At 72.3% G+C, this 23,901-nt stretch carries 23 protein-coding genes and 1 pseudogene; 19 read left to right on the forward strand and 5 right to left on the reverse strand.

What is annotated here, in order from left to right; genetic code table 11:
- Positions 1-77: 77 nt before the first annotated feature.
- Together ACQPZK_RS15790 and ACQPZK_RS15795 are read left to right on the forward strand one after the other, a co-directional pair.
- Positions 78-305, forward strand: coding sequence for a hypothetical protein (locus tag ACQPZK_RS15790; protein WP_425729588.1), 228 nt, complete (start codon positions 78-80; stop codon positions 303-305).
- A gap of 60 nt (positions 306-365) precedes the next feature.
- Positions 366-1,286 (forward strand): annotated as a pseudogene (locus tag ACQPZK_RS15795) (5'-3' exonuclease); the annotation flags it as partial.
- Positions 1,287-1,351: 65 nt separating this feature from the next.
- On the opposite strand, the gene ACQPZK_RS15800 reads toward ACQPZK_RS15795, so the two are convergent.
- A complete protein-coding gene (locus tag ACQPZK_RS15800) occupies positions 1,352-2,068 on the reverse strand; it encodes an isocitrate lyase/PEP mutase family protein (protein WP_433539012.1) in 717 nt (238 codons plus the stop codon).
- A gap of 181 nt (positions 2,069-2,249) precedes the next feature.
- Here ACQPZK_RS15800 and ACQPZK_RS15805 point away from each other — a divergent pair, with 181 nt between their 5' ends.
- The 3 genes from ACQPZK_RS15805 to ACQPZK_RS15815 are packed head-to-tail and all read left to right on the forward strand — an operon-like array spanning position 2,250 to position 3,500.
- Positions 2,250-2,708 carry an SRPBCC domain-containing protein gene (locus tag ACQPZK_RS15805; RefSeq protein ID WP_433539013.1) on the forward strand — a complete coding sequence of 153 codons (459 nt, stop codon included), beginning with the start codon at positions 2,250-2,252 and terminating at the stop codon, positions 2,706-2,708.
- On the forward strand, positions 2,705-3,055 hold the full coding sequence (locus ACQPZK_RS15810; protein ID WP_405432896.1) for an ArsR/SmtB family transcription factor: 351 nt from the start codon (positions 2,705-2,707) through the stop codon (positions 3,053-3,055). The genes ACQPZK_RS15805 and ACQPZK_RS15810 overlap by 4 nt, the downstream gene beginning before the upstream one ends.
- 1 nt (position 3,056) lies before the next feature.
- Positions 3,057-3,500 (forward strand): SRPBCC family protein, encoded by a 444-nt coding sequence (locus ACQPZK_RS15815; protein ID WP_433539014.1) that lies wholly within the window; start codon positions 3,057-3,059, stop codon positions 3,498-3,500.
- A gap of 8 nt (positions 3,501-3,508) precedes the next feature.
- Here the strand turns inward: ACQPZK_RS15815 and ACQPZK_RS15820 are convergent, their stop codons facing one another.
- The 3 genes from ACQPZK_RS15820 to ACQPZK_RS15830 all read right to left on the reverse strand — a co-directional run bounded on the left by ACQPZK_RS15820 (position 3,509) and on the right by ACQPZK_RS15830 (position 5,510).
- On the reverse strand, positions 3,509-3,799 hold the full coding sequence (locus tag ACQPZK_RS15820) for a GNAT family N-acetyltransferase (protein ID WP_433539015.1): 291 nt from the start codon (positions 3,797-3,799) through the stop codon (positions 3,509-3,511).
- 95 nt (positions 3,800-3,894) lie between these two features.
- Entirely contained in the window at positions 3,895-4,164 is a 270-nt protein-coding gene (locus ACQPZK_RS15825; RefSeq protein ID WP_355051144.1) for a GlsB/YeaQ/YmgE family stress response membrane protein, read from the reverse strand.
- A 173-nt stretch (positions 4,165-4,337) separates the two neighbouring features.
- Positions 4,338-5,510: a lactonase family protein gene (locus ACQPZK_RS15830; RefSeq protein ID WP_433539016.1), complete on the reverse strand. Its 1,173-nt coding sequence runs from the start codon at positions 5,508-5,510 to the stop codon at positions 4,338-4,340.
- A 185-nt stretch (positions 5,511-5,695) separates the two neighbouring features.
- Between ACQPZK_RS15830 and ACQPZK_RS15835 the strand changes: the two genes are divergently transcribed.
- The 14 genes from ACQPZK_RS15835 to ACQPZK_RS15900 all read left to right on the forward strand — a co-directional run bounded on the left by ACQPZK_RS15835 (position 5,696) and on the right by ACQPZK_RS15900 (position 22,101).
- Positions 5,696-6,412, forward strand: coding sequence for a DUF1223 domain-containing protein (locus ACQPZK_RS15835; RefSeq protein ID WP_433539017.1), 717 nt, complete (start codon positions 5,696-5,698; stop codon positions 6,410-6,412).
- A gap of 63 nt (positions 6,413-6,475) precedes the next feature.
- Positions 6,476-6,859: an MmcQ/YjbR family DNA-binding protein gene (locus ACQPZK_RS15840; RefSeq protein WP_433539018.1), complete on the forward strand. Its 384-nt coding sequence runs from the start codon at positions 6,476-6,478 to the stop codon at positions 6,857-6,859.
- 171 nt (positions 6,860-7,030) lie between these two features.
- Entirely contained in the window at positions 7,031-9,931 is a 2,901-nt protein-coding gene (locus ACQPZK_RS15845) for a glycosyl hydrolase (protein WP_433539019.1), read from the forward strand.
- Between the two features lie 336 nt (positions 9,932-10,267).
- A complete protein-coding gene (locus tag ACQPZK_RS15850; RefSeq protein WP_433539020.1) occupies positions 10,268-11,551 on the forward strand; it encodes a cytochrome P450 in 1,284 nt (427 codons plus the stop codon).
- Positions 11,552-11,803: 252 nt separating this feature from the next.
- Complete coding sequence (locus ACQPZK_RS15855) at positions 11,804-12,283, forward strand: helix-turn-helix transcriptional regulator (protein WP_433539021.1); 480 nt, start codon at positions 11,804-11,806, stop codon at positions 12,281-12,283.
- Between the two features lie 254 nt (positions 12,284-12,537).
- A complete protein-coding gene (locus ACQPZK_RS15860) occupies positions 12,538-14,919 on the forward strand; it encodes a nitrate- and nitrite sensing domain-containing protein (RefSeq protein ID WP_433539022.1) in 2,382 nt (793 codons plus the stop codon).
- Between the two features lie 16 nt (positions 14,920-14,935).
- Positions 14,936-15,340, forward strand: coding sequence for a roadblock/LC7 domain-containing protein (locus tag ACQPZK_RS15865; protein ID WP_433539023.1), 405 nt, complete (start codon positions 14,936-14,938; stop codon positions 15,338-15,340).
- Positions 15,341-15,379: 39 nt separating this feature from the next.
- The gene (locus tag ACQPZK_RS15870) at positions 15,380-16,573 is read left to right on the forward strand and encodes an ABC transporter substrate-binding protein (RefSeq protein ID WP_433539024.1); all 1,194 of its coding nucleotides are present in this window, start codon (positions 15,380-15,382) and stop codon (positions 16,571-16,573) included.
- Positions 16,570-17,466 carry a branched-chain amino acid ABC transporter permease gene (locus tag ACQPZK_RS15875; protein WP_433539025.1) on the forward strand — a complete coding sequence of 299 codons (897 nt, stop codon included), beginning with the start codon at positions 16,570-16,572 and terminating at the stop codon, positions 17,464-17,466. Before ACQPZK_RS15870 ends, ACQPZK_RS15875 begins: the two co-directional genes overlap by 4 nt.
- Positions 17,463-18,485 carry a branched-chain amino acid ABC transporter permease gene (locus ACQPZK_RS15880; RefSeq protein ID WP_433539026.1) on the forward strand — a complete coding sequence of 341 codons (1,023 nt, stop codon included), beginning with the start codon at positions 17,463-17,465 and terminating at the stop codon, positions 18,483-18,485. The genes ACQPZK_RS15875 and ACQPZK_RS15880 overlap by 4 nt, the downstream gene beginning before the upstream one ends.
- The gene (locus ACQPZK_RS15885) at positions 18,482-19,225 is read left to right on the forward strand and encodes an ABC transporter ATP-binding protein (protein WP_433539027.1); all 744 of its coding nucleotides are present in this window, start codon (positions 18,482-18,484) and stop codon (positions 19,223-19,225) included. Before ACQPZK_RS15880 ends, ACQPZK_RS15885 begins: the two co-directional genes overlap by 4 nt.
- The gene (locus ACQPZK_RS15890) at positions 19,225-19,995 is read left to right on the forward strand and encodes an ABC transporter ATP-binding protein (RefSeq protein WP_433539028.1); all 771 of its coding nucleotides are present in this window, start codon (positions 19,225-19,227) and stop codon (positions 19,993-19,995) included. Before ACQPZK_RS15885 ends, ACQPZK_RS15890 begins: the two co-directional genes overlap by 1 nt.
- A 92-nt stretch (positions 19,996-20,087) precedes the next feature.
- Positions 20,088-20,900: a class I SAM-dependent methyltransferase gene (locus ACQPZK_RS15895; RefSeq protein WP_433539029.1), complete on the forward strand. Its 813-nt coding sequence runs from the start codon at positions 20,088-20,090 to the stop codon at positions 20,898-20,900.
- A 232-nt stretch (positions 20,901-21,132) separates the two neighbouring features.
- Positions 21,133-22,101 carry a TIGR03557 family F420-dependent LLM class oxidoreductase gene (locus tag ACQPZK_RS15900; protein WP_433539030.1) on the forward strand — a complete coding sequence of 323 codons (969 nt, stop codon included), beginning with the start codon at positions 21,133-21,135 and terminating at the stop codon, positions 22,099-22,101.
- Positions 22,102-22,215: 114 nt separating this feature from the next.
- Here ACQPZK_RS15900 and ACQPZK_RS15905 read toward each other — a convergent pair whose 3' ends face one another.
- Entirely contained in the window at positions 22,216-23,730 is a 1,515-nt protein-coding gene (locus ACQPZK_RS15905) for a hypothetical protein (RefSeq protein ID WP_433539031.1), read from the reverse strand.
- Between the last annotated feature and the right edge of the window lie 171 nt (positions 23,731-23,901).

A 23,901-nucleotide genomic window follows, 5' to 3' on the forward strand; every position in this document is an offset into this window, starting at 1 on the left:
TCCCGGGTAGGACCGGGGCGGGGGCCATAGCCTGGGATGGGATGCCGGCAGGGGCAGCCCCGACCGGGAGGGCCGACGTGGCAGCGAACGACGCGAACCGGGCGGCGACCCGTCGCCGTCGGCAACTGTGGGCCGGAGTCCTCGCCCTCGTCGGCCTGGTCCTGCTCGTGATCGGGCTGACGGTGGCCGACGGGGTCGCCGCCTGGGTCGAGGTGGTGGTCGCGATCCTGCTGCTGGTGACCAGCTACGTCGTGCAGCACCTCGCCCGCCGCGACACCGTCTACCGGCACGACGAGCGGCGCTGACGTCGCCCGGGCGGCCGGGCGTGCCGCTGATCGTCGGTGGGCTGTGCCAGGCTGTCGGGCGTGGCACACCGATCCCCGATCCTGCTGATCGACGCACCCAGCCTCTACTTCCGGGCCTACTTCGGCATCCCGGAGTCCGCCGCGCGCGCCGAGGACGGCACGCCCGTCAACGCGGTACGCGGCTTCCTCGACATGCTCGCCACGCTCATCCGGGGTCGCGGCGCCGACCGGATGGTGTGCGCCCTGGACTACGACTGGCGGCCGGCGTGGCGGGTCGAGCTGCTGCCGTCGTACAAGGCGCACCGGGTCGCCCCGCAGGGCGGCGAGGTCGTCCCCGACACGCTCTCCCCCCAGGTACCGATGATCCTGGAGGTCCTCGACGCGGTCGGCATCACCGCCGTGGGCGCGAACGGCTACGAGGCCGACGACGTGCTCGGCACCCTGTCGGTGACCCAGCCGGGCCCGGTCGAGGTCGTCTCCGGCGACCGGGACCTGTTCCAACTCGTCGACGACCCCCGGGACGTACGCCTGCTCTACGTCGGGCGCGGCGTGGCCAAGCTCGATGACTGCGACGACGCGGCGGTGCGCGCCCGCTACGGCGTGCCGGCCGACCGGTACGCCGACTTCGCCGCCCTGCGCGGCGACCCCAGCGACGGACTGCCCGGGGTGCCGGGCGTCGGCGAGAAGACCGCCGCACGGCTGATCGAGCGGTACGGCAGCATCGACGGCATCCTGGCCGCGCTGGACGACTCCGACTCGTCGTTCGCGCCGGGCCTGCGCACCAAGCTGGCGGGCGCCCGCGACTACCTGGCCGTCGCGCCGACGGTGGTCCGGGTGGCCCTGGACGTGGCTCTGCCGGAGCTGCCCACCGCGTTGCCGACGGTCCCCGCCGACCCGGAGCGGCTGCTCGACCTGGCCGGCCGGTGGAACCTGGCCGGGTCCGCCCGCCGACTCGTGGACGCCCTGGCCGCCCGCGTCGACGCCGGAGACCCCGAGGCCGCCGCGCGACGACGGCCGACCGCGAGCGCCCCGAGTCGGGGTGACACCTAGGCCCGCAGGTTCGCCGCCAGGTCGCCGATCGCGGCCATCGCGTACCGCTGCAGGCCCGGGCCGAAGGTGATGCGGGTGGCGCCGTGGCGGGCCAGCTCGGCCACCGACTCCCGATTCGGTGCGGCGGCCATGTTGATGGGGCCGGTGATGCCCTCCCGCAGCGCCGGAAGCACCTCGACGGGGGCCCGCAACGGGTACACGCAGTCCACGCCCGCCGCCACGTAGAGCCTCGCGCGGGCGATCGCGTCGGCCGGGTCGCCCGTACCGAACAGGAACGTGTCGACGCGCGCGTTGATGACGAGCGCGTCACCGGCCGCCGCGCGCACCTCGGCCAGCCAGTCCGCGTGCCGCTGTGGGTCCTTGAGGGTGGCGTGCCCCTCGGAGTCCTCCAGGTTGCAGCCGGCAGCGCCGGCCTCCAGCAGCCGTTCGACCAGCTCGGCGGGGGCCAGCCCGTAGCCGTCCTCGACGTCGGCGGACACCGGTACGGCCACGGCCCGCACGATCCGCGCCACCGCGGCGAACATCTCGGCGGGCGGGGTCGAGCCGTCCTCGTACCCGAGGGAGGCCGCGACTCCGGCGCTGGGGGTGGCGAGCGCGTCGTAGCCCGCGTCGGCGAGGACCCGGGCGCTGCCCGCGTCCCAGGCGTTCGGCAGGACGAGCGGGTCGCCGACCGGGCGGTCGTGGTGCAGGGCACGGAGGGTGGAGGCAGTCATCGTTCAGGTCTCCGGGGTGGACGTGGGCGGACGACGGCGCGGGCCGGACAGGCCGGCCAACCTGGACCGTACCCGTCACCGCACGCCTCGTGCCGGCCGCGCAACGCGCAACTGAAGGTTGCACACCGCCGCCGGGCCGTTGTACCGTGACGCAACCAAAGGTTGCGAAAGGGTGGTACGCATGGAGTACGGAGTCATCGAACGCGACATCGACGTCAACGCCTCGCCCGAGGTGGTCTTCGAGGTCATCAGCCAGCCCGAGCACGTGCGCGAGTGGTGGCCCGACGACGCCCGGTTCGAACCGGTCGCGGGCGCTCCCGGCGAGCTGGTGTGGCGCGACGCCGAGACGGGCGCGACGACGACCGTCGACCTGGCCGTCGTCGACGTGGACCCGCCGAAGCGGTTCTCCTTCCGGTGGTGCTTCACCGAGCCCGACCGCACGGGGCAGTCGCTGCTGGTCACCTTCGACCTCGTCCCGGTCGGCGCGGGAACCCGCATCCGCATGACGGAGACCGGGTTCCGCGAGATGGGCTGGGAGGTGGCGCTGCTCGAGAAGCAGTACCAGGACCACGTCAGCGGGTGGAACCACTACGTCCCGAACCTCGGCGCGTACGTCACCCGGCTGGTCGCCACGTCATGAGCACCGCAGTCGACGACGCCCTGTGGTCGGCGATCGGAGATCCCATCCGGCGCAGCATGATCGACCTGCTGCTCGCCGGCGGGCCCGGCACCGCCACGTCACTGAGCGAGCGACTTCCCGTCACCCGCCAGGCCGTCTCGAAGCACCTGGCCGTCCTGGACCGGGTGGGCCTGATCCACTCCGCGCCGGCCGGCCGGGAGCGGCACTACCAGGTCGACGAGGCGCAACTGGCCCGCGCGGTCGCCCAACTGACCGCCGTCGGGGCGACCTGGGACGCTCGCCTGCGCCGGATCAAGCGGATCGCCGAGACGATCGAACGTCACCGCACCGACAACCAGGGAGAATGAGATGGTCGACATTTTGCACCGGGTCGGCGTGGTCGCACCGCTCGACGACGTCTACCGCGCGGTAGCCACCCCGGAGGGACTCGCCGGCTGGTGGACGACCGACACGGTCGGCACCAGCGAGGTCGGCGGGCAGTTGGCCTTCCGCTTCGGCGACGTCGGTGGCTTCGACATGCAGGTCCTTGAGCTGGACCCCGGTGGCCACGTCCGCTGGCGGGTCACCGAGGGGCCCGAGGAATGGGTCGGCACCGAGGTGGACTGGCGGCTCGACCAGCGGGGAGACCACACGATCGTCCTGTTCGCCCACGAGGGCTGGCGGGAGCCGGGCGAGTTCATGCACCACTGCAGCACCAAGTGGGCGACGTTCCTGATGAGCCTCAAGGAGCTGGTGGAGACCGGGCGCGGCAGGCCCGCGCCGGACGACGTCGCGATCAGCGACTGGCACTGAGCGCGGGACTACTTCACCTTGCGGGTGGACCGTACGACGATGTTCTCGTACTCGGGGTGCTTCACCAGCCACTCGGCGAGGAACGGGCAGATCGGCACCACGCTGCGGCCCTTGGCGCGCGCGTCGTCCATGACGGCACGCGCCAGGGTCGAGCCGACGCCCCGACCCTCGTAGGCCGGATCGACCTCGGTGTGGGTGTAAGCGATGATGGCGCCGGTCAGCTGGTAGGTGACGATGCCGGCGACCGCGCCCGTCTCGTCGCGCGCCTCGAACCGCTCCCGGGCGGGCACGTCTGTCACGGTGAACTGCACCGGATCATCCAAGCACAGCGCCCGTGGCGACCAGTCGTCGCCACGGGCGCGTGGGGGCCGGCGGGCCCCCGGGGAGCGGGGCGTCAGGGACGCCGGCGGCCCAGCACGGCGGCGGCGCCGGCCACACCGATCGCGGCGAACACGACCTGCAGGAGCAGCTCGATCCAGTCGATGCCGGCGGTGTCGTCGACGCCGAGGGCACCGGCGACGAGGGTGCCGAGGATCGCGGCGAGCACGCCGATCGCGAGGGTGAGCACGATCGAGATGTTCTGCTTGCCGGGAACCACCAGACGCCCGAGGGCGCCGATGACCAGGCCGATGATGATCGCGGTGAAGAAGCCCTGGATTTCCACGGGGGCCGTCCCTTCCGAATGTGTTGTCGTCAGCGACGTCTGGTTGCCCCACGGCCGGCCCCGCCGAAACCGGTGATCGGCCCACGGGCTGATTTGTCACACGTTTGTCATGTACCGGGGGCGGCGTGCGCTGGTCCCGGCCGGGAGCGACCGGGACCAGCGGCGGTCGATCGTCAGGAGGCGGCGATGCCCTCCATGCCGATGCCGTCGGCGAACTTCGGCAGGCCTTCGACGGTGGTGACGAGACGGAGCGAACCGTCGTCGTTCACCTCGTAGCCCTGCACGTTGCCGGCGGCGGCGTTCTGGACGTACAGGAAACCGTCGCTGGTGGTCATGTCGATCGCCCCTCCGCCGGTGTCGACGGCGACAGCGTGGACGAGTTCCAGCTTGCCGTCGTCGTCCACCCGGTAGGCGCTGATCGTGGAGTTGCCGGCGTTCGCGACGTAGAAGTAGTCGCCGACGCGCTGGATCCAGCAGGGCGCCTGCTGGCCGTTCGGCACCGAGGGCCCGACCTGGTCGAGGGCGCCGTCCTCGTCGAGGTCGAACCGGCTGACCTCGTTGCTGCCCGACTCGGTGACCAGCACCGAGTCCTCGGTGTCGAAGGTGAAGCCGAACGGCGCGGACCCGGCGTCACTGATGACCGGGTGGCGGGACAGTTCGCCGTGGCGACCGATCTCGTAGCTGAACATGACGTTGGCCGCCTTCGCCGACACCAGGACGAACTCGCGGTCCGGGTCGATCTTGATCTGTGCCGGGGCGGTCATGAACGCGGGCGGGTTGCCGTTGTGCAGACCGAGCGAGCGGTTGGCGCCGTGGATCGGCGACAGGCGCCCCTTGTGCAGCTCGAAGCCCTGCACCGAGCCTTCGCCACCGGCGTTGAGCACGTAGACGAGGTTGTCGCGGACCGTGACGCTGACCGGGAGCAGGCCGCCGGACCAGATCACCTGCCGCTTGTGCAGCCGGGTGCCGTCGACGTCGAAGACGGTCACGGTGTTGCTGCCGGCGTTCACGGCGAACAGCAGCCCACGGTGGTACGTCAACGAACCCTGCGACGCCAACGCGTCGACGGGCGCGCCGATCGTGAAGCCGCCGAGGCCGCCGGTCTCGTACTCCCCCGCCTTGCTGAGCTGACCGTCCTCGTCCCGGTCGTACACCTTGATGGTGTTGCCCTCGGCCTTGTTGGTCTGGACGAAGACCGCGCCCTCGCTGCCGCGGTGGTGTCCGCCGCCGCGCTCGTCGTGGCCGCCGGCGGGTCCGCCGCCGTCGGCGAAGGCAGCACCGGGGAGTGTTCCGGCGCTGGTCAGACCCACCAGGAGGGCCGCCGCTAGCGCTACGCTGCGCTTCATCACTGACTCCTTAGCCGCATCTCGTGAAGAATGAGAGTTTTTCTCTTATTGGCAAGCTATCGGAGGAAGATCCGGCTTAGAGGCTGATTGCCCGTAAGTGGCACTGCCGCCCTGAACGGCTGATTTGTGCTACAAGGGGCGCGCCGACCAGGCGTTGTCGGTGCGGTAACGGGAACCGCAGTGTCATGACGAACCCATCGACGCAGCCACGGTCGGCGGCGGGCGGCGGCGTCGCCGTCGTGGAGTTGTTCACCTCCCAGGGTTGCAACAGCTGCCCGCCGGCCGAGGAGCTGCTGACCGAGATCGAGCGCGACGCCCGTACGCGCGGGGAGCCCGTCTTCGCCCTCGGTTTCCACGTCGACTACTGGGACGACCTGGGCTGGCCCGACCAGTTCGCGGACGCGGCACACACCGCGCGGCAGGAGGCGTACGCCCGCGCCTTCGGCTCCGGACGTCTCTACACGCCGCAGATGATCGTCAACGGCAGCGTGGAGTTCGTCGGCTCCGACCGTGGCCAGGCGGCGAGCGCGATCGCGTCGGCCCTGACGTCGGCCGCCGCCGCGCCTCTGACGGTGTCGGTCACGCAGCTCGGTGGAGGCGGCACGCCAATGGTCCTGGACTACCGGGTCGAGCGGCCGCCGGAGCGCGCGGTGGTGAACATGGCGATCGTGCAGCGCGGGCTGGACAGCGCGATCGCCCGTGGCGAGAACGCCGGCCGGACGCTGCGGCAGGACAACGTGGTACGCGCCTTCGCCTCGACACCCCTGGACGGTGAGCGGGGGCAGGTGGAGCTGGCCGTGCCACCGGACCTCGACCCGGGCCAGGCCGCGGTGATCGGCTACGTCCAGCGCGAGGCCGACCGGGTGGTCGTGGGCGCCGCAGGCGTCGACCTGTCCGGCTGAGCCTTGTCGGTGCCGGTGCGTACTCTCGGCTCATGCGGATGGCGCGCGACGTGCGGGGTCTCGGTGGCTGACGCCGACGACGTCCGCCGCCTGGCCCTGGCCCTGCCCCACACGGTCGAGATCGACAGCGAGGGCTTCGACTTCCGGGTGGCCGACAAGGGCTTCGTCTGGTCCTATCCGGAGCGCACACCGGGCAGGCCACGGGTGATCCGCCTCGACATCGCGGTGCTGTTCGTCGGGGACGAGGCCGAGAAGCAGGCCCTGCTGCTCGGCGAACCCGAGATCTTCTTCACCACGCCCGGGTACGACGGCCTGCCGCTGGTGCTGCTGCGTCTGGCGGCGGTCGACGTCGACCGGCTCGCCGAGCTGGTGACGGACGCCTGGCGGATGCGCGCGCCCGAGACGCTGCACGCCGAGCTGGACGGAGTCGGCGCTGCGGAGGGCTAGGGCGATCAGTTCGCGACATCCGCACGCAACCGAACGGACACATTGACGGGGATCTCGACGGTCGATTACCGTGCCGACTGAGAGAGCGCTCTCTCGATCGACGTTTTCCACAATTCAGACGCATGGCGCCGGGGCGGCACGATCCGCGCCCGGACGCGCGATGGAGGCACCATGAAACCTCCCGTCCCCCACCGCCGATGGGCGCTGGCAGCCGCCACCGCCCTGGCCCTGGTCGTCGGTGGCCTCACGATCCCCGTCACCCGTGCCGCCGAGGCCGCCCCCGTCGGCGCCGGCAGCTACACCACCACCCCCGTCGGCGCTCTCCCCACCGGCTGCGGACAGATGTCCAGCAACCCCCGGCAGTTCGCCACCGCCAACGCGCCCGCCGGAGCGGTGCCCACCAACGACTGGTGGTCCTCCCTGCTCTGGAAGCGCACCGACTGCGCCTTCAGCGAGCCCCTGCACGCCCACCCCACCTCGTACGACACGTTCACCGACGGGCTCGGCTTCTCGGCCAACTCCACTCCCGCCATCAGCGGCACCGCGACCGGCGTCGGCGAGTACCACTACCCGTACGTGCAGGACATCCGCGTCGGCGTGGCCGGGCTCGCCGCCGGACAGGTCAAGGTGGACGGCTGGACCGACTGGACGGTCAGCCCGTACTGGAGCGACGGGACCCGTACCCTGCGCGCCACCATCGGCCACGGCCTGCCGTTCGCCTACTTCCAGGCCAGCGGCGGGGACGCCGTGATCGGCACGTCCGGCACCCCCGAGGTGTGGTCCAACAGCGGGACCACCATCGGCTTCCGGGTCAACGGCCACGACTACGCGGCGTACGCGCCGAGCGGCGCGAGCTGGACCGTCAGCGGTGGCCGAATCTCGTCCACCCTGGCCGGTCGCGGCTACTTCTCGGTGGCCCTGCTGCCACCGACGAGCAGCGCCGGCGAGCGTGCCGATCTGGCCACCACCTACGGCCGGTACGCGCACGCCCACGTCACCGGCACCCGGGTCTCCTACTCCTACGACCCGTCGACCAACGGCCTGAGCACGACGTACGCGTTCACCACCACCGCCCGCGAGGGCAGCGCCACGCAGACCGTGGTGAGCCTCTACCCGCACCAGTGGAAGTCCCTGTCCGGCTCGACCCCGATCACGCCGACCTACCCGTCGGCGCGGGGCCGGATGAAGGTCCTCACCGGGATCAGCCAGTTCCGTACCGCCATGACGTTCCAGGGCGTGCTGCCGGAGTTGCCGGCCGTCGGCGACGGCAGTGGCTCGGACCTGTCCACGCTGACCGGTCACCTGGCCGCGGCCCGGAGCAACCCCATGGACCAGCGCGGCAACGACACGTACTGGACCGGCAAGGGGCTCGGCCGGGCCGCCCGGATCGCCGAGATCGCCGACCTGGTCAACGACACCACCACCCGCGACAGCGCGCTGAACGCGATCCGCTCCACGCTCACCGACTGGTTCACCGCCTCCACGGGCAAGACCAGCAGGGTCTTCTACTACGACGCCAACTGGGGCACCCTGATCGGCTACCCGGCGTCGTACGGCTCCGACCAGGAGCTCAACGACCACCACTTCCACTACGGCTACTACATCGCCGCCGCCGCGACGCTTGCCAAGTTCGACCCGTCGTGGGCCGCCAGCAGCCGCTACGGCGGCATGGTGGACCTGCTGATCCGCGACGCCAACAACTACCGCCGCGACGACACCCGCTTCCCGTACCTGCGGGACTTCGACATCTACGCGGGGCACGACTGGGCGTCCGGGCACGGCTCGTTCGGCTCCGGCAACAACCAGGAGTCGTCCTCGGAGGGAATGAACTTCGCCAACGCCCTCATCCAGTGGGGACAGGTCACCGGCGACAGCGCCGTCCGGGACGCCGGCATCTTCCTCTACACGACGCAGGCCGCCGCGATCCAGGAGTACTGGTTCGACGTCAGCGACCAGAACTTCCCCGCCGCGTTCGGGCACTCCACCGTCGGCATGGTCTGGGGCGACGGTGGGGCGTACGCCACCTGGTTCAGCGGCGAGCCGGAGATGATCCAGGGCATCAACCTGCTGCCGGTCACGGGTGGCCACCTCTACCTGGGCGCCAACCCGGCGTACGTCCGCACGAACTACGCCGAACTGGTCCGCAACAACGGCGGGCCGCCGACGGTGTGGCAGGACATCCTCTGGCAGTTCCAGGCCCTCGGCGACCCCGACGCGGCTCTGGCCAACCTGCGCGCCAACCCGGGCTACACCCCGGAGGAGGGCGAGAGTCGGGCGCACACCTTCCACTGGATCCGTAACCTCGCGGCACTCGGCACCGTCGACACCTCGGTGAGCGCCAACCACCCGCTCAGCGCGGTGTTCTCCCGCAACGGCGCACGCACCTACGTGGCATCGAACCCGACCGCGAACCCCATCACCGTCACGTTCTCCAACGGCACGCGGCTCACCGTCGGGGCCGGACGGACGGCCACCACCGGGGCGTACACCTGGAGTGGTGGCAACGCCTCGGGCGGCGTACCGCCGACCAGCGCGCCGCCCACGACCGCGCCACCGACGACGGCACCGCCCACGACGGCGCCGCCGACCACGCCGCCGCCCAGCTCGGGCTCGCCGACGCGGTACCTGCTCGCCGGTGGCGGGCTGGGCAACGCCGGCAGCGCGACCACGACCACGGTCGCGGCCGCCAACGGAAACCACGACGGTACGCCGACGAACGCCCAGGTCTTCACGGCGACCGGCCTCAACCTCACCTACTCCGGGGCGCAGACCGCATTCGACCTGTTCCTGGACGCGGGAACGGCCGTCGGCAACGGCACACAGGTGCGGGTCTCCTACGACCTCACCGGCAACGGCAGCTGGGACCGGACGGAGACCTGGCGCTACTTCGCCACCGACCCGGTCGCCGGCTACGAGCACTACACCCAGAGCGCCGGCCTGGCCTCGGCCACCGGGACGTTGGGCACGTTGAGCAACGGCACCGTCCGGGTGGAGGTGTGGTCGGCCATCGGCAACAACCCCACCACCCTGGGCATCGGCAACCAGTCGGTGCTCCGCCTTCCGTACTCCTGATCCGTCCATCCGCGCCCGCCGCCGGCCGTGCCCCGGCCGACGGCGGGCGCGGTGGCGTCACCCGCGGCCGGGGCGATCGTTGCCCCGAAATGGAAAGCGCGGGTACGACAGCTCGGGGCAACCACCGGCCTGCAAGGTGCAGCCGGCCAGCGCCGATACGGTCCTGCATTCGACAAATGACAGCACCGCTAAATAGATAAACACCAATCTTGACTTACGCATCGGAGCAGCGCACCGTGAGGAGCAGGCGGCGGATCCCACCATTGTCGGCCCGCCTCGCAGGACGGACGGAATGCGAGCGCCGCTGATTTCGTGCGGTGTGTCAGGAGGCATTCGATGCAGTTGAATCCGTACTCAGGGGCCTATCTCAGCGATCCGGCCGCCACCTGGCGACGCATTCTCGACGATCCCGGCCGGGCGCTGTACGCCGAGGACCTGGGCCTGTGGTTGATCAGTCGACACGCGGACGTCCGGCGTGCCCTCGCCGACGCCACGACGTTCGGCAACGCCCTCACCCTCGTTCCGGTCTACCAGGTCTGCCCGCGGGCGATGAGCATCGTCACGCAGATCGACGCGCCGCCGACCACGGCCGCCGCCGACCCGCCGGTACACCCTCGCACCCGCCGCGCCCTGCGAGCGACCTTCGCCAACACCGCCGACCGGGCCGAGGCCGAGTACGGCGAGATCGTCCGCCGACGCGTCGACGACCTGGTGTCCCGGCTCGTCGCCCAGCAGGGCCGGCGGGTCGATCTCGTCAGCGCGTTCACCACCGAGCTCCCGCTGCTGGTCATCCTGGACATCCTCGGGGTTCCCGACGGCGACGTCGAGGAGATCCGGCGGTGGGCGGACGGCCAGGTGGCCCTCGTCTGGGGGCAACCGGACCCGGACGAGCAGGTACGTCTGGCCCAGGGCCTGCTGGACTTCTGGCGCTACTGCCAGGACCTGGTGCGGCAGCGACTCGACAGCGGGGCCGACGGCACCGACTTCATCAGCCGCGCCCTGGCCTACCGCGACGATGACGACGACGTGCTGACGGTGCCGGAGGTGGCGAGCCTCGCCTTCAACCTCCTGGTGGCCGGGCACGAGACGACCGCCGGGCTGCTCGCCCACGCGCTCGACGCGGCCCTGTCCAGCCCGCGACGGTGGCGGGCGCTCGTCGACGACCCGCGATCCGTGCCCGACTTCGTGACCGAGACCCTCCGGTTCGCGCCCGCCATCGACGGCTGGCTGCGGGTGACCCGGCGGGACGTCACCCTGGGCGAGGTCACCATTCCGGCGGGCGCGCGCTGCCTGCTGATGATCGGGGCGGCCAACCGGGACCCTTCGGTGTTCGACCGACCGGACCGGTTCGATCCGCACCGCACCGACGCCGGCGATCACCTGTCGTTCGGGCACGGACCGCATTTCTGCATCGGCGCGGCATTGGCGCGGCTGGAGGCCGACGTCGCTCTGACGCGCCTCGCCGCGGCCATTCCCGGCCTGAGCCTCTCCTCCGACCATCGCCGTTCGTTCGCGCCCAATGTGTCGTTCCGGGCGCACCACTCTCTTGTCGCGACAATCGACGTTCGCATGCCCGCCGACGTTCCGGAGGCGACCCCGGCCACGGCACAGGCCGCGTGACGAGGCGGGCCACGGCGGCGTCGACCGGCGCGGCGGCCCGACGCCCCACCGGGTCCTATCGGCAGGACGCTGTCGGCACCGTAGGAGCAGTCGGCGGCGTGGATCTCTCGCGCATTGCGCGACAATTCATCGCGCACGTCTTCACACCCATCGTGTCAAGGGTTAAGAATTGCCCCCTATGAATGTCCGGCCCATCGGTCAATCTAGATCTGATGCCCGCCGCTGATTCGCGGGCGCCACGAAGGTGAGCGCATGGAGCACACGCCCCCGCCGAGCGCCGCGTACTCCGCGGCCAGCCAACAGTTCCGGTGGGAGCTGCGCGCCTGCCGGGTACGGCGGGGCCTGACCCAGCGGGCCCTGGCGGACCTGGTGCGCTTCAGCCGGGAGACGGTCGCGGCGGTGGAGTCGGGCCGCCGCTTCGGCAGCCAGGAGTTCGCGGTCCGCTGCGACGACGTGCTCGACACCGGGGGCCGACTGGCGTCGCTGTGGCCGCAGGTCGCCGCCGAGCAGTTGGCGGCGGACGGACGACGGGGCCCACGATCGTCGGACCGTGCTCGCCTCGACCCACCCGTGCCGCGCCAACGCGGTCGTCGCGACGCGCGCGACCCGGGCGCCGTGGTGGACGCCATCGACGAACTGCGCGAGTTGATCGGCCAGGTGCTCAGCAGCCAACCCGAGGCGGACGACGCCGGACCACGGCGCGGGCCCGAGCGCCTCGACGACCAGCGCTGAGCGCGTCCCGCCGCGACCGGAGGCGCCGCGACACCGGTCGCTGACTCTGGGTACAGATGCTGGTACGGCCAGTTTGTACCACCGCGAGGTCTGGCCTCCGAGCGCGGGTTCCGGCGGAATGGGACTTGCATTCGGCAAGGTGCGTATAGACCGTCATCGACGAGTCGTGGGAGTCAATCTTGGCGTCGAGCACGAGGTCCCACGCGGCCCGACCCTACCCGACCCGCCAGCGCGGCTGGAAGATCGCCGGCCGTATGCGTCTCATCGTGGCGGCGCCACTGGTCGCCGTCATCGGGTTCGCCGGCCTGGCGCTGACCGAGAGCGCCCGCCAGACGACCCGCGCCAGCGACCTGGAGGTGCTGGCGCGCCTCGGCGCCGAGGCCGGTGACCTGGCGTACCGGCTGCAACGCGAACGGGTCGCCGCCGCCGACCTGCTCACCAACGCCGCCGCCGAGCAGCAGGACGCCTTCGGCGCGGAGATGGCCGCCACCGACGCCTCCGTCGCGCGCTACCGCCGCCAGCGCGACCGGGTGCCCACCGACGCCAACGCCGCGCTCCTGCGCCGCGTCGACACCGCGCTCGACGGCCTGGCCCCGCTGCGCACCCAGGTCCGGACGGCGGAACACGCCTCGGTGTCCGCGATGACGTTCAGCTACCGCATCGCCATCGCCGACCTCATCACCTTCCGGGACAACGTCTCGCACGGCGTCGTCAACGCGCGGCTCGCCGACGGCATCCGCGCCTCGGCCGCGCTGTCGAAGACCGCCGAGGCGATCGGCCAGCAGCAGGTCGCCGTCCTGCGGGCCGTCGCGGCCGGTGAGCTGACCCCCGCCACCCAGCAGGACATCACCGCCGCCCGCACCAGCTACACCGAGTCCAGCCTGTCGTTCCTGGCCCTCGCCCCGGCCGAGTGGGGCCAGTGGTGGGAGCAGGCCGGCACCGGCAAGGAGGCGCTCGCCCTGCAACGGATGCAGGACGAGGTGAACCGCGCCCAACCGGGGTCGCCGCTGCGCCTCGCGACCGCCGACTGGGTCACCACGACGCAGCAGCGCGCCGCCCGCCTGGCCGACCTTCGGGGCCGCGTCGACGTGGCGGTGCTCGACGACGTGCGGGCCGCGTACGCCGATCAGCGCCGCCGGGCCGTCGCCGAGGCCGTCGGCGTACTGCTGGCGCTGGTGCTGACCGCCCTGGTCACCTGGGCCGTCGCCCGGCAGATCACCCGCCGGCTGCGCCGCCTGCGCGACGCGGCCAACGCCGTCGCGTTCGAACAGCTCCCCGCCGTGGTGGCCCGGCTGCAACGCCCCGACAGCTCCAGTGTCGACCCCGACGAACTGGCCCGCCAACAGTCCACGGCAGCCCTGGAGGCGTCCAGCGACGACGAGATCGGCGAACTCGGACAGGCGTTCAGCGCGGTGCACCAGGCCGCCGTGCGGACCGCCGCCGAGCAGGCCGTCATGCGCGCCAACACCGCCGACATCTTCATCCACCTCAGTCGACGCGAACAGCGGCTCGTCGACGCCGTGCTCGCACAGGTCGACCGGGTCGAACGGGACGAGACCGACCCCGACCGCCTGCACCAGCTCTACGCCCTGGACAACCTGGCCACCCGGATGGGCCGGATCAACGCCAGCCTCCTCGTGCTGGGCGGCGTCGGCGTCGGCCGGGTACGCCAACACGACGTCCCCCTGCAACAGGTGCTCCAGGCCGCCCAGTCCCAGATCGAGCACTACGCGCGGATCCGGCTCGGCATGGTCGACGGCGACGTCGCGGTGGCCGCCAAGTCCGTCGACGAGGTCGTGCACCTGCTCGCCGAACTCATGGACAACGCGACGGCCTACTCACCGCCGGGCAGCGAGACCTGGGTGAGCGGCCGCAGCCTCGGCGACCGGGTCATCGTCCAGATCAGCGACGAGGGCGTGGGCCTGCCCCCGCACCGGTTGCAGCAACTCAACGAGCTGCTGGCCCGGCCACCCGCCATCGACGTCGCCGCCGTCCGAGCCATGGGCCTGGTCGTCGTGGGCCAGCTCGCCGCCCGCCTCGGCGCGAGCGTCCAACTGCGCCGTGGTCCCCGACGCGGCACCCTCGCCGAGGCGACGCTGCCCGCCGCCATGATCCGATCACTGCCGCCGGAGGAGTACCTGCTCGCACCCGGCCGACTGTCCCGGCGGGCCGCCCGCACGTCCACCGCCCCGCCCCCGTACCGGCCGGGCGGGGAACCGACCGCCGGGCGCGCCCCCGCCCCACGGACGCTGCCGGCGGCGCCCGTGTTCCATCCGACGTCCCGGGTGGACACCGGTGACGCGCCGACCGAGGAGCTGCTCATCTTCGAAGAGGTCAACCACTGGTTCCACACCGACGTCGTGGACGCCCCGAACGGCCGCCAGTGGTCCAGCCCGGCCGACGACGCGTGGCGTACCGCCGCCCAGGCGCAGACGCCCGAGGTGGCCACGACCACCACCACCGGCCTGCCCAAACGACAACCGCAGCGACACCTGGTGCCCGGCGGCGTCACCCCGCCCGCTCCGCAGCAACGCTCCGAGTACCGCGACCCGGCCCAGGTCGCCACCGCGATGGCCGCGTACGCGCGCGGAGTGGCGGCCCGCCGGCGTACCCCGATCAACCTCGGCAACTCGTGACCGACAGGGAGAGCACGTGACCGACCACCAGGACCTCGGCTGGCTGCTGGACAGCTTCGCCGAGCGCGCGACCGAGGTCAGCCATGCGATCGCCATCTCCAGCGACGGCCTGATGGTGGCCGCCACCCGCGACCTGCCGCCGGACCGGGCGGACCAGCTCGCCGCGACCGGCAGCGGCCTGGTCAGCCTCCTGCGGGGCGCGGCGGCCTTCTTCGACGCCGGGGCGGTGATCTCCAACGTCACCCAGCTCGAGGGCGGCTTCATGTTCTCGATGGCCTTCAACGACGGGGCGTCGCTGCTCGTGCTCGCCGCGCCCGACTGCGACGTGGGCAAGGTGTCCTACGAGATGACGGAGCTGGCGAACCGGATCGGCGACGCGCTGACCCCCGCCGCCCGAGCGGCGCTCGCCCGCACCCGCTGATCCACCGACCGACCCCCTCCTTCTTCCCCTGGAGACGACATGTCCCGCAATACCCCTGCGCGTAGCCGTGCCGTTGGCGCCACGCTGCTCGCGCTCGTGCTCGCCGTGAGCACGGCCTGCGCCGACGACGAACCGGGCACGACCGGCGGCGGTTCCATCAAGATCGGCCTCCTCGCGTCGCTGTCCGGGACGTACCAGTCCGTCGGCAAGGAGATCCGCGACGGCTTCGAGCTGTACCTGGACACCCACGACGGCAAGCTCGGCGGCCGGCAGGTCGACCTCGTCGTCGCCGACGAGGGCAACGGCGCCGCGACCGCCGTGCCGGCGGCGACCAAGCTCCTCAAGCAGGACCGCGTCGCCGCGCTCACCGGCATCGTCGGTGGCGGCTCGGTCGCCGGCGTCTACCCCCTGCTACAGGAGACCAAGGTCCCGCTCGTCGGCTCCAACGGCCGGCCGGAGATCAAGGACGTCTCCCGGGTGTGGCACACCTCGTACCTCTCCGACGAGCCGGGCGCCGCGATCGCCCAGCACGTCAAGGACAACGTCAAGGGCTCGGTGTACGCCATCGGCCCGGACTACCAGGGCGGCTGGGACGAGCTGCGCGGCTTCACCGAGGCCTTCGCCAAGGCCGGCGGGACGCTCGCCAACCCCGACGGCAAGACCACCTTCACTCCGTTCCCCGCCACCACCAACTTCACGCCGTACTTCGCCCGGATCAAGGCCTCCGGCGCGCAGGCGGTCTACACCTTCTACGCCGGCAGCGCCGCCGTCGACTTCGTCAAGCAGTACGCGCAGTCCGAGATCAAGGACATCCCGCTGTACGCGGCCGGATTCCTCACCGAGGGCGGCGTGCTCAACGCCCAGGGCGAGGCGGCCCGGGACATCTACTCCGTGCTCAACTACTCCCCCGACCTCGACAACGCCGAGAACCGCAACTTCGTCGCGGCGTGGAAGGCCAAGCACGACGGGTCGCCGACGACGTACGCCCTGGCGTCGTACGACGCGGCGGCGGTGCTCGACCGCGCCATCGGGGCCGCCGGCAACGACCCGACACCCGAGGCCATCAACGAGCAGATCGGCAAGCTCGGGCAGATCGCCAGCCCGCGCGGCGCCTGGCAGTTCTCCTCGGTCACGCACTCGCCGGTGCAGAAGTGGTACCTGCGTCAGGTCCGCCAGGACGGCCGGGCGCTGTCCAACACCGTCGTGGGCGACCTCGCGACCATCGGCCGGTGAGCACCGTGGCGGCCGGCACGAACCGGATCGACCCGTACCTCATCCCGGCGTTGGACGGTGTCGCCTACGGGCTGCTCGTGTTCGTCGCCGCGGCGGGCCTGGTCTTCTGCTTCGGCGTCGCCAACATCCTCAACCTGGCACACGGCATGCTCTACGCCATCGGCGGCTACACCGCCGCAGCGGTGCTCGACGGCGGCTGGGCGAGTCTGGCGCTGGCCCTCGGGGTCGGTGTGCTGGCCGCCGCCGCGGCCGGTGTGGTGCTCGCCGCGCTGCTCACGCCGGTCGCCACCGGCAACCACCTCACCCAGGCCCTGCTGACCTTCGGGGTGGCGCTCGCCGGCGGCAGCCTCCTCGTCGCCGGTTTCGGCCCCGACGACCCGCAGGTACGGGTCCCGGCCGCCCTCGACGGGTCGGTGGCGGTCGCCGGGCACCGCTATGCCGCGTACCGGCTGGTCTTCATCGTCGTGGCGGCGGCGCTCGCCGCCGGTCTCTACCTCGTGGTGCGGCGGACCCGGGCCGGGATGCTGGTCCGCGCGGCCGTGGACGACCCGGAGATGGTCGCCTGCCTGGGCGTGAGCCCGGCGCGGATCCGCGCCGGGGTGCTCGCCGCCGGCGGCGCGCTGGCCGGCGCGGCCGGGGTTCTCGGCGCGCCCATCATCGGTCCCGGCGCGGACACCGCCGACACGGTGCTGCTGCTGTCGCTCGTCGTCGTCGTCCTCGGCGGGCTCGGGTCCATGACGGGCACCCTGCTCGCGGCCCTCGCGGTGGGCGAGATCCAGACCCTGGGCGTGGCGCTGCTGCCGTCCGCCGCCCCGTTCCTGCTGTTCGCCGCCATGGCCGCCGTGCTCGCCGTGCGAGCGCGCGGCCTGGCCCTGCGGTGGGCGGCGACGTGAGGGAGCGGGTGCTCCGCCGGGTACGCGTCGCCGTCGCCGCGCTCGTCCTCGCCGGCCTGGTCGCGGCCCCATGGGTGGTCGACGACTACACCGCGGCGATCCTCGCCCGGACGCTGGCGTTGGGCCTGGTCGGGGTGAGCGTGGCACTGCTCACCGGTGTCGCCGGCCAGCCCACGCTGGGCCAGACCGCGCCGTACGCCGCCGGCGCGTACGCCAGCGCGGTGCTGGGCAGCCAGATCTCCGACGTCGGCGTGGTGCAGGTCGCCGTGGCCGCGCTGGCCGGGGCGACCCTCGCGGCGGTGACGCTGCCGCTGGTGGTGCCGGCCCGGGGCGTCATCGTCCTGATGATCACCCTGGCGATCGGCGAGCTCGTCGTGACCGTCCTCGGACGCTGGCGATCGGTGACCGGCGGCACGGACGGCCTGGCCGGGATCACCCCGGTCCGTCCGCTGTGGGGACTGCCGGTGCTGGCCTCGGACCGGGCCCGGTACGTCTACACCCTCATCGTCGTGGCGGCCCTCGTCGGCGCGGTCCTGCTGCTGGTGCGGACCAGGAGCGGGCTGCTGCTGCGGGCCGGTCGCGACGACGAGGCGCGGCTGCGGGCCAGCGGGCACCGGGTGCCGCTGTACCTGTCCGGCGCGCACGTCGCCGCCGGGGCGATCGCCGGCGCGGCCGGCTCCCTGCTCGTCGTCGCCCAGCAGTACATCTCCCCCGCCGACTTCGGCTTCGACACGTCCGCGCTGCTGCTGCTCGGCGTTGTCGTCGGCGGCACCGTGTCGGTCGGCGGCGCACTGGTGGGCGCGGTCCTCGTCATCGCCGTACGCGACTGGTTGTTCGGGGTGCTGCCCGGTCACGCGCCGCTGGTGCTGGGCGTGCTGTTCGTGGCGACGGTCTACCTCCTGCCCACCGGCGTCACGCGAATCCGCCGGCCCGCGCCGCGGCAGGCCGCGCCCACGACCGTCCATCCGGTCGCGACGCCCACCCGCGCGCGCGACACGACACCGGAGCTGCGGGTATGACCTGCCTGCTCAGCGCCGAGAACGTCACCGTGCGGTACGGCTCGCTCGCCGCGCTCACCGACGTCGACCTGTGCGTGCACGACGGCCAGCGCCACGCCCTGATCGGGCCCAACGGAGCCGGCAAGACGACCCTGCTCAACGTGCTCGGTGCGACGACACGCCCGCAGCACGGCAGGGTGCGTTTCGCCGGGAGCGACGTCAGCCGGCTCGGACCGGCGGCACGGGCCCGACGCGGCATCGACCGCACACACCAGCGGCCCGCCGTCTTCGCGACCCTCACCGTCAGCGAGAACATCGAGGTCGCCGCGATGCCCCGGACGATCCGGCCACGCCGCTGGTGGCCCGGTGGAACCCGGGACGCCGCCCGACAGCGAGCCACCGCGCTGCTCGACCAACTCGGACTGTCCGACCTCGCGACGGTACCCGCCGGCCAGCTCGCACACGGGCAGCGCCGGCAGGTGGAGATCGCGATGGTCCTCGCCGGCCGTCCCCGCCTGCTGCTGCTCGACGAACCGGCGGCCGGACTGTCCGCCACCGAGGTCGGCCGGCTCGCCGAGCTGCTGGCGGCCCTGCCCCGACAGGTCGCCGTGCTGCTTGTCGAACACCACCTGGACCTGGTGTACGCCCTCTGCGACACCGTCACCGTGCTGCGCGACGGCCGGACGGTGGCCGCCGGCACACCGGACGAGATCCGTACCTCGCCGCTGGTGCGGCGGGCCTACGCCGACGGGGTGTCCTGATGCTGTACGTGGAGCGGCTCTGCGCCGGCTACGCCGGGGGCACCGTGCTGCACGACGTCGACCTGCGGGTGCCGCCGGGCACCATCCAGGCCGTGGTGGGTCGCAACGGCGCCGGCAAGAGCACCCTCGTCCACGCCATCGCCGGGCTGGTCCGCGCCTCCAGCGGCCGCGTCGAGATCGGCGGCGTCCACGTGGCCGGCCGGCAACCGCACCGGGTCGCCCAGTCCGGCGTCGGCCTCGTACCGCAGGGCCGGCGGGTCTTCTCCCGGTTGACGGTGGCGGAGCACCTCGTGCTGGCGGCGGCGCCCTGGCGGGCCGCGACACCCGGCGGGGAGGGCTGGACGGTGGCCCGGATCCTCGAACTGCTGCCACGCCTGGGGGTACGGCTGCGACACCGCGGATGCGAACTATCCGGCGGCGAGCAGCAGATGCTGGCCATCGCCCGCGCGCTGCTCGGCCAACCACGGGTGCTGCTGCTCGACGAACCCTGCGAAGGGCTCGCGCCCGACCTGGCCGCGCGGGTCCGCGACCTCGTCGGTCACCTCGCCGCGAACGGGTTGACCGTGCTCCTCGTCGAACAGCAACTCCGCCACGCGATCGAGATGGCCGACCGGGTGGCGGTGCTGGAGTACGGCCGGGTGGTCTACGACCGGCCGACCGCCGAGGCGCGCAGGGACCCGGGCCGCCTGGAGGCGATGGTCGGCATCACCGCCACCACCACACCCCCGGGTACCGGAGCGATCCCTCGGCTCTGGGCCGACACCCCGTAGTCAACCGGTCCCCCGCTCGGGGCCGACACCCCGTAGGTCCCCTGCTCGGGGCCGACACCCCGCAGTCACCCACTCGGAGAGGCGGAAGACGAATGGCGACCCCGACCAGCAACGGCACGTACACCTTCGACAACGGCGCACCGGACGCGGTACCGCAGATGCGGGCGCTGGAGTCCTTCCTGGACCCGATCACGATGCGCCGCCTGGCCCGCCCCGTCCTGCGCCTCGGGTCGAGCTGCTGGGAGGTCGGGGCCGGTGGCGGCTCGATGGCCCGGCGGATCGCCCGCGCGGTCGGCGGGGACGGTAGCGTGCTGGCCACCGACATCGACCCCACGCACCTGGTGGCCGACGGCAACCTGAGCGTGCGCCGCCACGACGTACGCGCCGATCTTCCGCCCGGGGACACGTTCGACCTGGTCCACGCCCGCCTGGTGCTGCTGCACCTGCCCGAGCGCCGGCGGGTCCTGCGTACGCTCGCCGGCGCGCTGGCCCCCGGCGGCTGGCTGGTCGTCGAGGAGTTCGACTGCACCACCCCGGTACGCGTGCTGACCGCGCCCAGCGACGACGCGGCGAAGCTGTTCGCGCAGGTGATGGACACCATGATGGGCGTGCTCCAGGACCACGGCGCCGACCTCGGGTGGGCGCAGGACGTGCACACCGAGATGACCCTCGCCGGCCTGACCGACGTCGACACCGTCACCCACTCGCAGAGCTGGGCCGGCGGGTCGACCGGCACGTCGCTCTACGAGACGAACTCCCGCCAGTTGGAGCCGGACCTGCTGGCGGCGGGGCTGTCACCGCAGCAGCTCGCCGCCTTCCGCCGACTGGTACGCGACCCCGCGTTCGCCGTCATGAGTTACCACTTCGTCTCGACCCGAGGCCGCACACCCTCTAGAGCGTCCTAGGACACCACCCTCCAGCTGCCGTCGATCATGAAGTTGTTGCCCGCCCGGCCGGCGCGTCGAGGCAACAACTTCATGATCGACGGGTGGGAGGCACGGGGTGGGGCGTGACGGGGGTCGGTTCCTGTGGGGCGTCCTAGGGGGCTGGGTTGGGGGTTGGGCGGCGTTTGTTGGTCTGGTGGTCGGGAACCGGGTGGCGTCAGGGGCCGGAGGAACGGATGTCGGGGGCGCGCCAATGCAGATCGGCTACAAGCTGGCCTCGGAGGGTTTCGGGCCACAGGAGATCATCCGGCAGGCCGTCCGGGCCGAGGAGGCCGGTTTCGACTTCGTCGAGATGAGCGACCACTACCACCCCTGGCTGGAGGCGCAGGGCCACTCGTCCTTCACCTGGAGCGTCCTGGGCGCGATCGCGGCCCGAACCACCACGCTGCGCCTCGCCACCGGCGTCACCTGCCCGACGGTGCGCTACCACCCGGCGATCATCGCGCAGGCGGCGGCGACCATGGGGCTGATCTCCGACGGACGGTTCACCCTCGGCGTCGGAGCCGGTGAACGGCTCAACGAACACGTCGTGGGACAGGGCTTCCCGAGCGTACGGGGACGGCACGAACGGCTGCGCGAGGCGCTGGAGATCATCCGCCTGCTCTGGCAGGGCGGCTACCAGTCGTACGAGGGACGGCACCTGCACCTGGAGGACGCCCAGGTCTTCGACCTGCCCGACACCCCACCCGTGATCGCCGTCGCGGCCAGCGGAGAGGCGTCCGCCCGGCTCGCCGCCGAACTGGGCGACGGACTGTTCGCCACCGATGCGGACGCCTCGATCGTCGAGCACTACCGGCGCGCCGGCGGGTCGGGTCCCCGCTACGCCGAGGTGCCGCTCGCCTGGGCCACCGACGAGCAGCAGGCGGTGCAGGCGGTGTTGCAGACGAGCCGGTGGTTGGTCACCGGGTGGAAGGTGATGAGCGAGCTGCCCAACCCGGTGAACTTCGACGCGGCGAGCGCGCACGTCGAGGAGAAGCACGTCCGTGCGCTGTTCGCCGTCGGCCCCGACCCCGAGGCGCACGTGGCGAAGGTCCGGTCGTACGTCGACGCCGGATTCGACCACATCGTGTTGCAGAACGCCGGTCCGGACCCCGACGGCTTCCTCGACTTCTTCGCCGCGGACCTGTCCGGCCGGCTGCGCGCGCTGGGCTCGAACGGCTGAACCAGCGCGGCCATCGGTGGTGGAGCCGAGACCCGGACCGGCTGGTCAGGCACGCGAGCACGCCCGCCCGGACGGCTGCCGGGCGGGCGTGCTGGGCTCAGGATGGGCGGAAGCTCAGCGGAAGCAGTGTGCGATCGGTACGGCGCTGCCCTCGCAGTTGGTGGGCTCGTTCTCGACGACCACGCTCTCGTCATCGATCTTGACCTGGGCGTGCTCGGCGAAGATGCCGCCCGGCTTCACCGTGGCCGCGTTGTGGGTGACCTTGCTCGTGTAGAGCGCCACCGCGCCCGCGGTGGCGTAGATGCCGCCGCCCTTGGACGTCGCGCCCACCGCCTCGTTGCCGGTGACGTCGCTGCCGCGTACGAGCAGGTTGGACTTCTCGGTGTAGATGCCGCCCCCGATGCCGTGGGTGGTGTTGCCGGCCACCACGCTGTCATCCAGGGGCAGCAGCCCCTTGACGGTCGAGATGCCGCCGCCGTTGACGGTGGAGGTGTTGCCGCGGATGGTCATCTTGCGCATCACCAGCACCGCGTCGGAGTTGGCGGCGCCGCCGCCGACCTGCGCGGTGTTGTTCAGCAACTCGGTGTCGTACACCTTGGTCCGGGCCGAGAAGCTGGCCAGGCCGCCGCCCTGCCCGGCGCTGTTCTGCGCGAAGCTGGTGCTCTCCACGTCGGCCGCGCCCCGGTAGTTGCCGAGCCCGCCGCCGTAGCCGTTGGCGCTGTTGTGGTGGAACTCCGAACGCTTGAGCGTCAGCACTCCGCCGTTGAGCAGGCCCCCGCCCTTGCCCGCGGCGCCGGAGGCGCTGTTGCCGATGAACGTGGAGTCGGTGACCACCATGTTGCCGTCGTTGAAGATCCCACCGCCGCCGCCCTCGGGCGACAGCGACGTGCTCTGGGTGACGGTGACCCGTTCCACCACGGCCGTCGCGCCGTGCACGACGTGCACGCTGCCGCCCTCGATGGCCGAGCGGCCGTTGTGCAGCTCGACGTCGCGCAGGGTCAGCTCGCCGCCGTCGCGGACGGTGAAGAAGCGGAACGCCTCGGCCTGGGCGTCACGGGCGATGGTCGCGCCGGCGCCGTCGATGGTGATGGGCTGGTAGATCACCGGCAGACCGGCCGTGTCGTCGGCCGGGTTGTGCGGCGGTGCGTCGGCGTCCCCCGGGGTCTCCGCGGCGTCGGCCTGCTCCCGGGCGTCGCGGATACCGCCGTCGTACTGGTCGGTCTCGTGGAACGCCTCGGTCAGCGTGTACCGGCACCGGGGCGCGAGCCGCAGCTCGGCGCCGCCCTCCGCGTTGGCCGTCACCAACGCCGCCACCAGCTTCGCCGCGTCGCACGGCACCTCGACCACGCCGCGCTTGCCGGTGCCCGGCGTCTGCGGCCGGCCCCGCTCGGCGTCGTCCCCGCCGCGCTCGGGGGTGGACCGGTCGCCGGAGCGCCGGTCGTCGTCGCGGTCGGCGGCGGTCAACCTGCCCAGGACTCCGAGGGAGAGGTCACGATCGGCGGCGGCGGCGACGCCGGCCACCCCGGCCGCGCCCACCACCAGGCTCCCCGCCAGGAGTCCGCCGGCTAAGAACCATCGGGACCGCCGTCGAGGTCGAGCTTCGCGGTCTCCTGGTCGGTACATGGACATCCGGGTTCCTGCCTTCCTGCGTACGTGCCGTGACCGCGTCCCATTCGGGCGCGGGGGGCCGGACGTGCCGCCGACCACCAGAGGTCACGATATGACCGCAATACGGACAGGATGGTGTGAACGTGAATAGTGCTGCCATTCATCTTTTTCGGCATCAGACGGCGCAGGCTG

It is taken from the genome of Micromonospora sp. CA-249363, from assembly GCF_050950185.1.
Lineage (GTDB): Bacteria > Actinomycetota > Actinomycetes > Mycobacteriales > Micromonosporaceae > Micromonospora.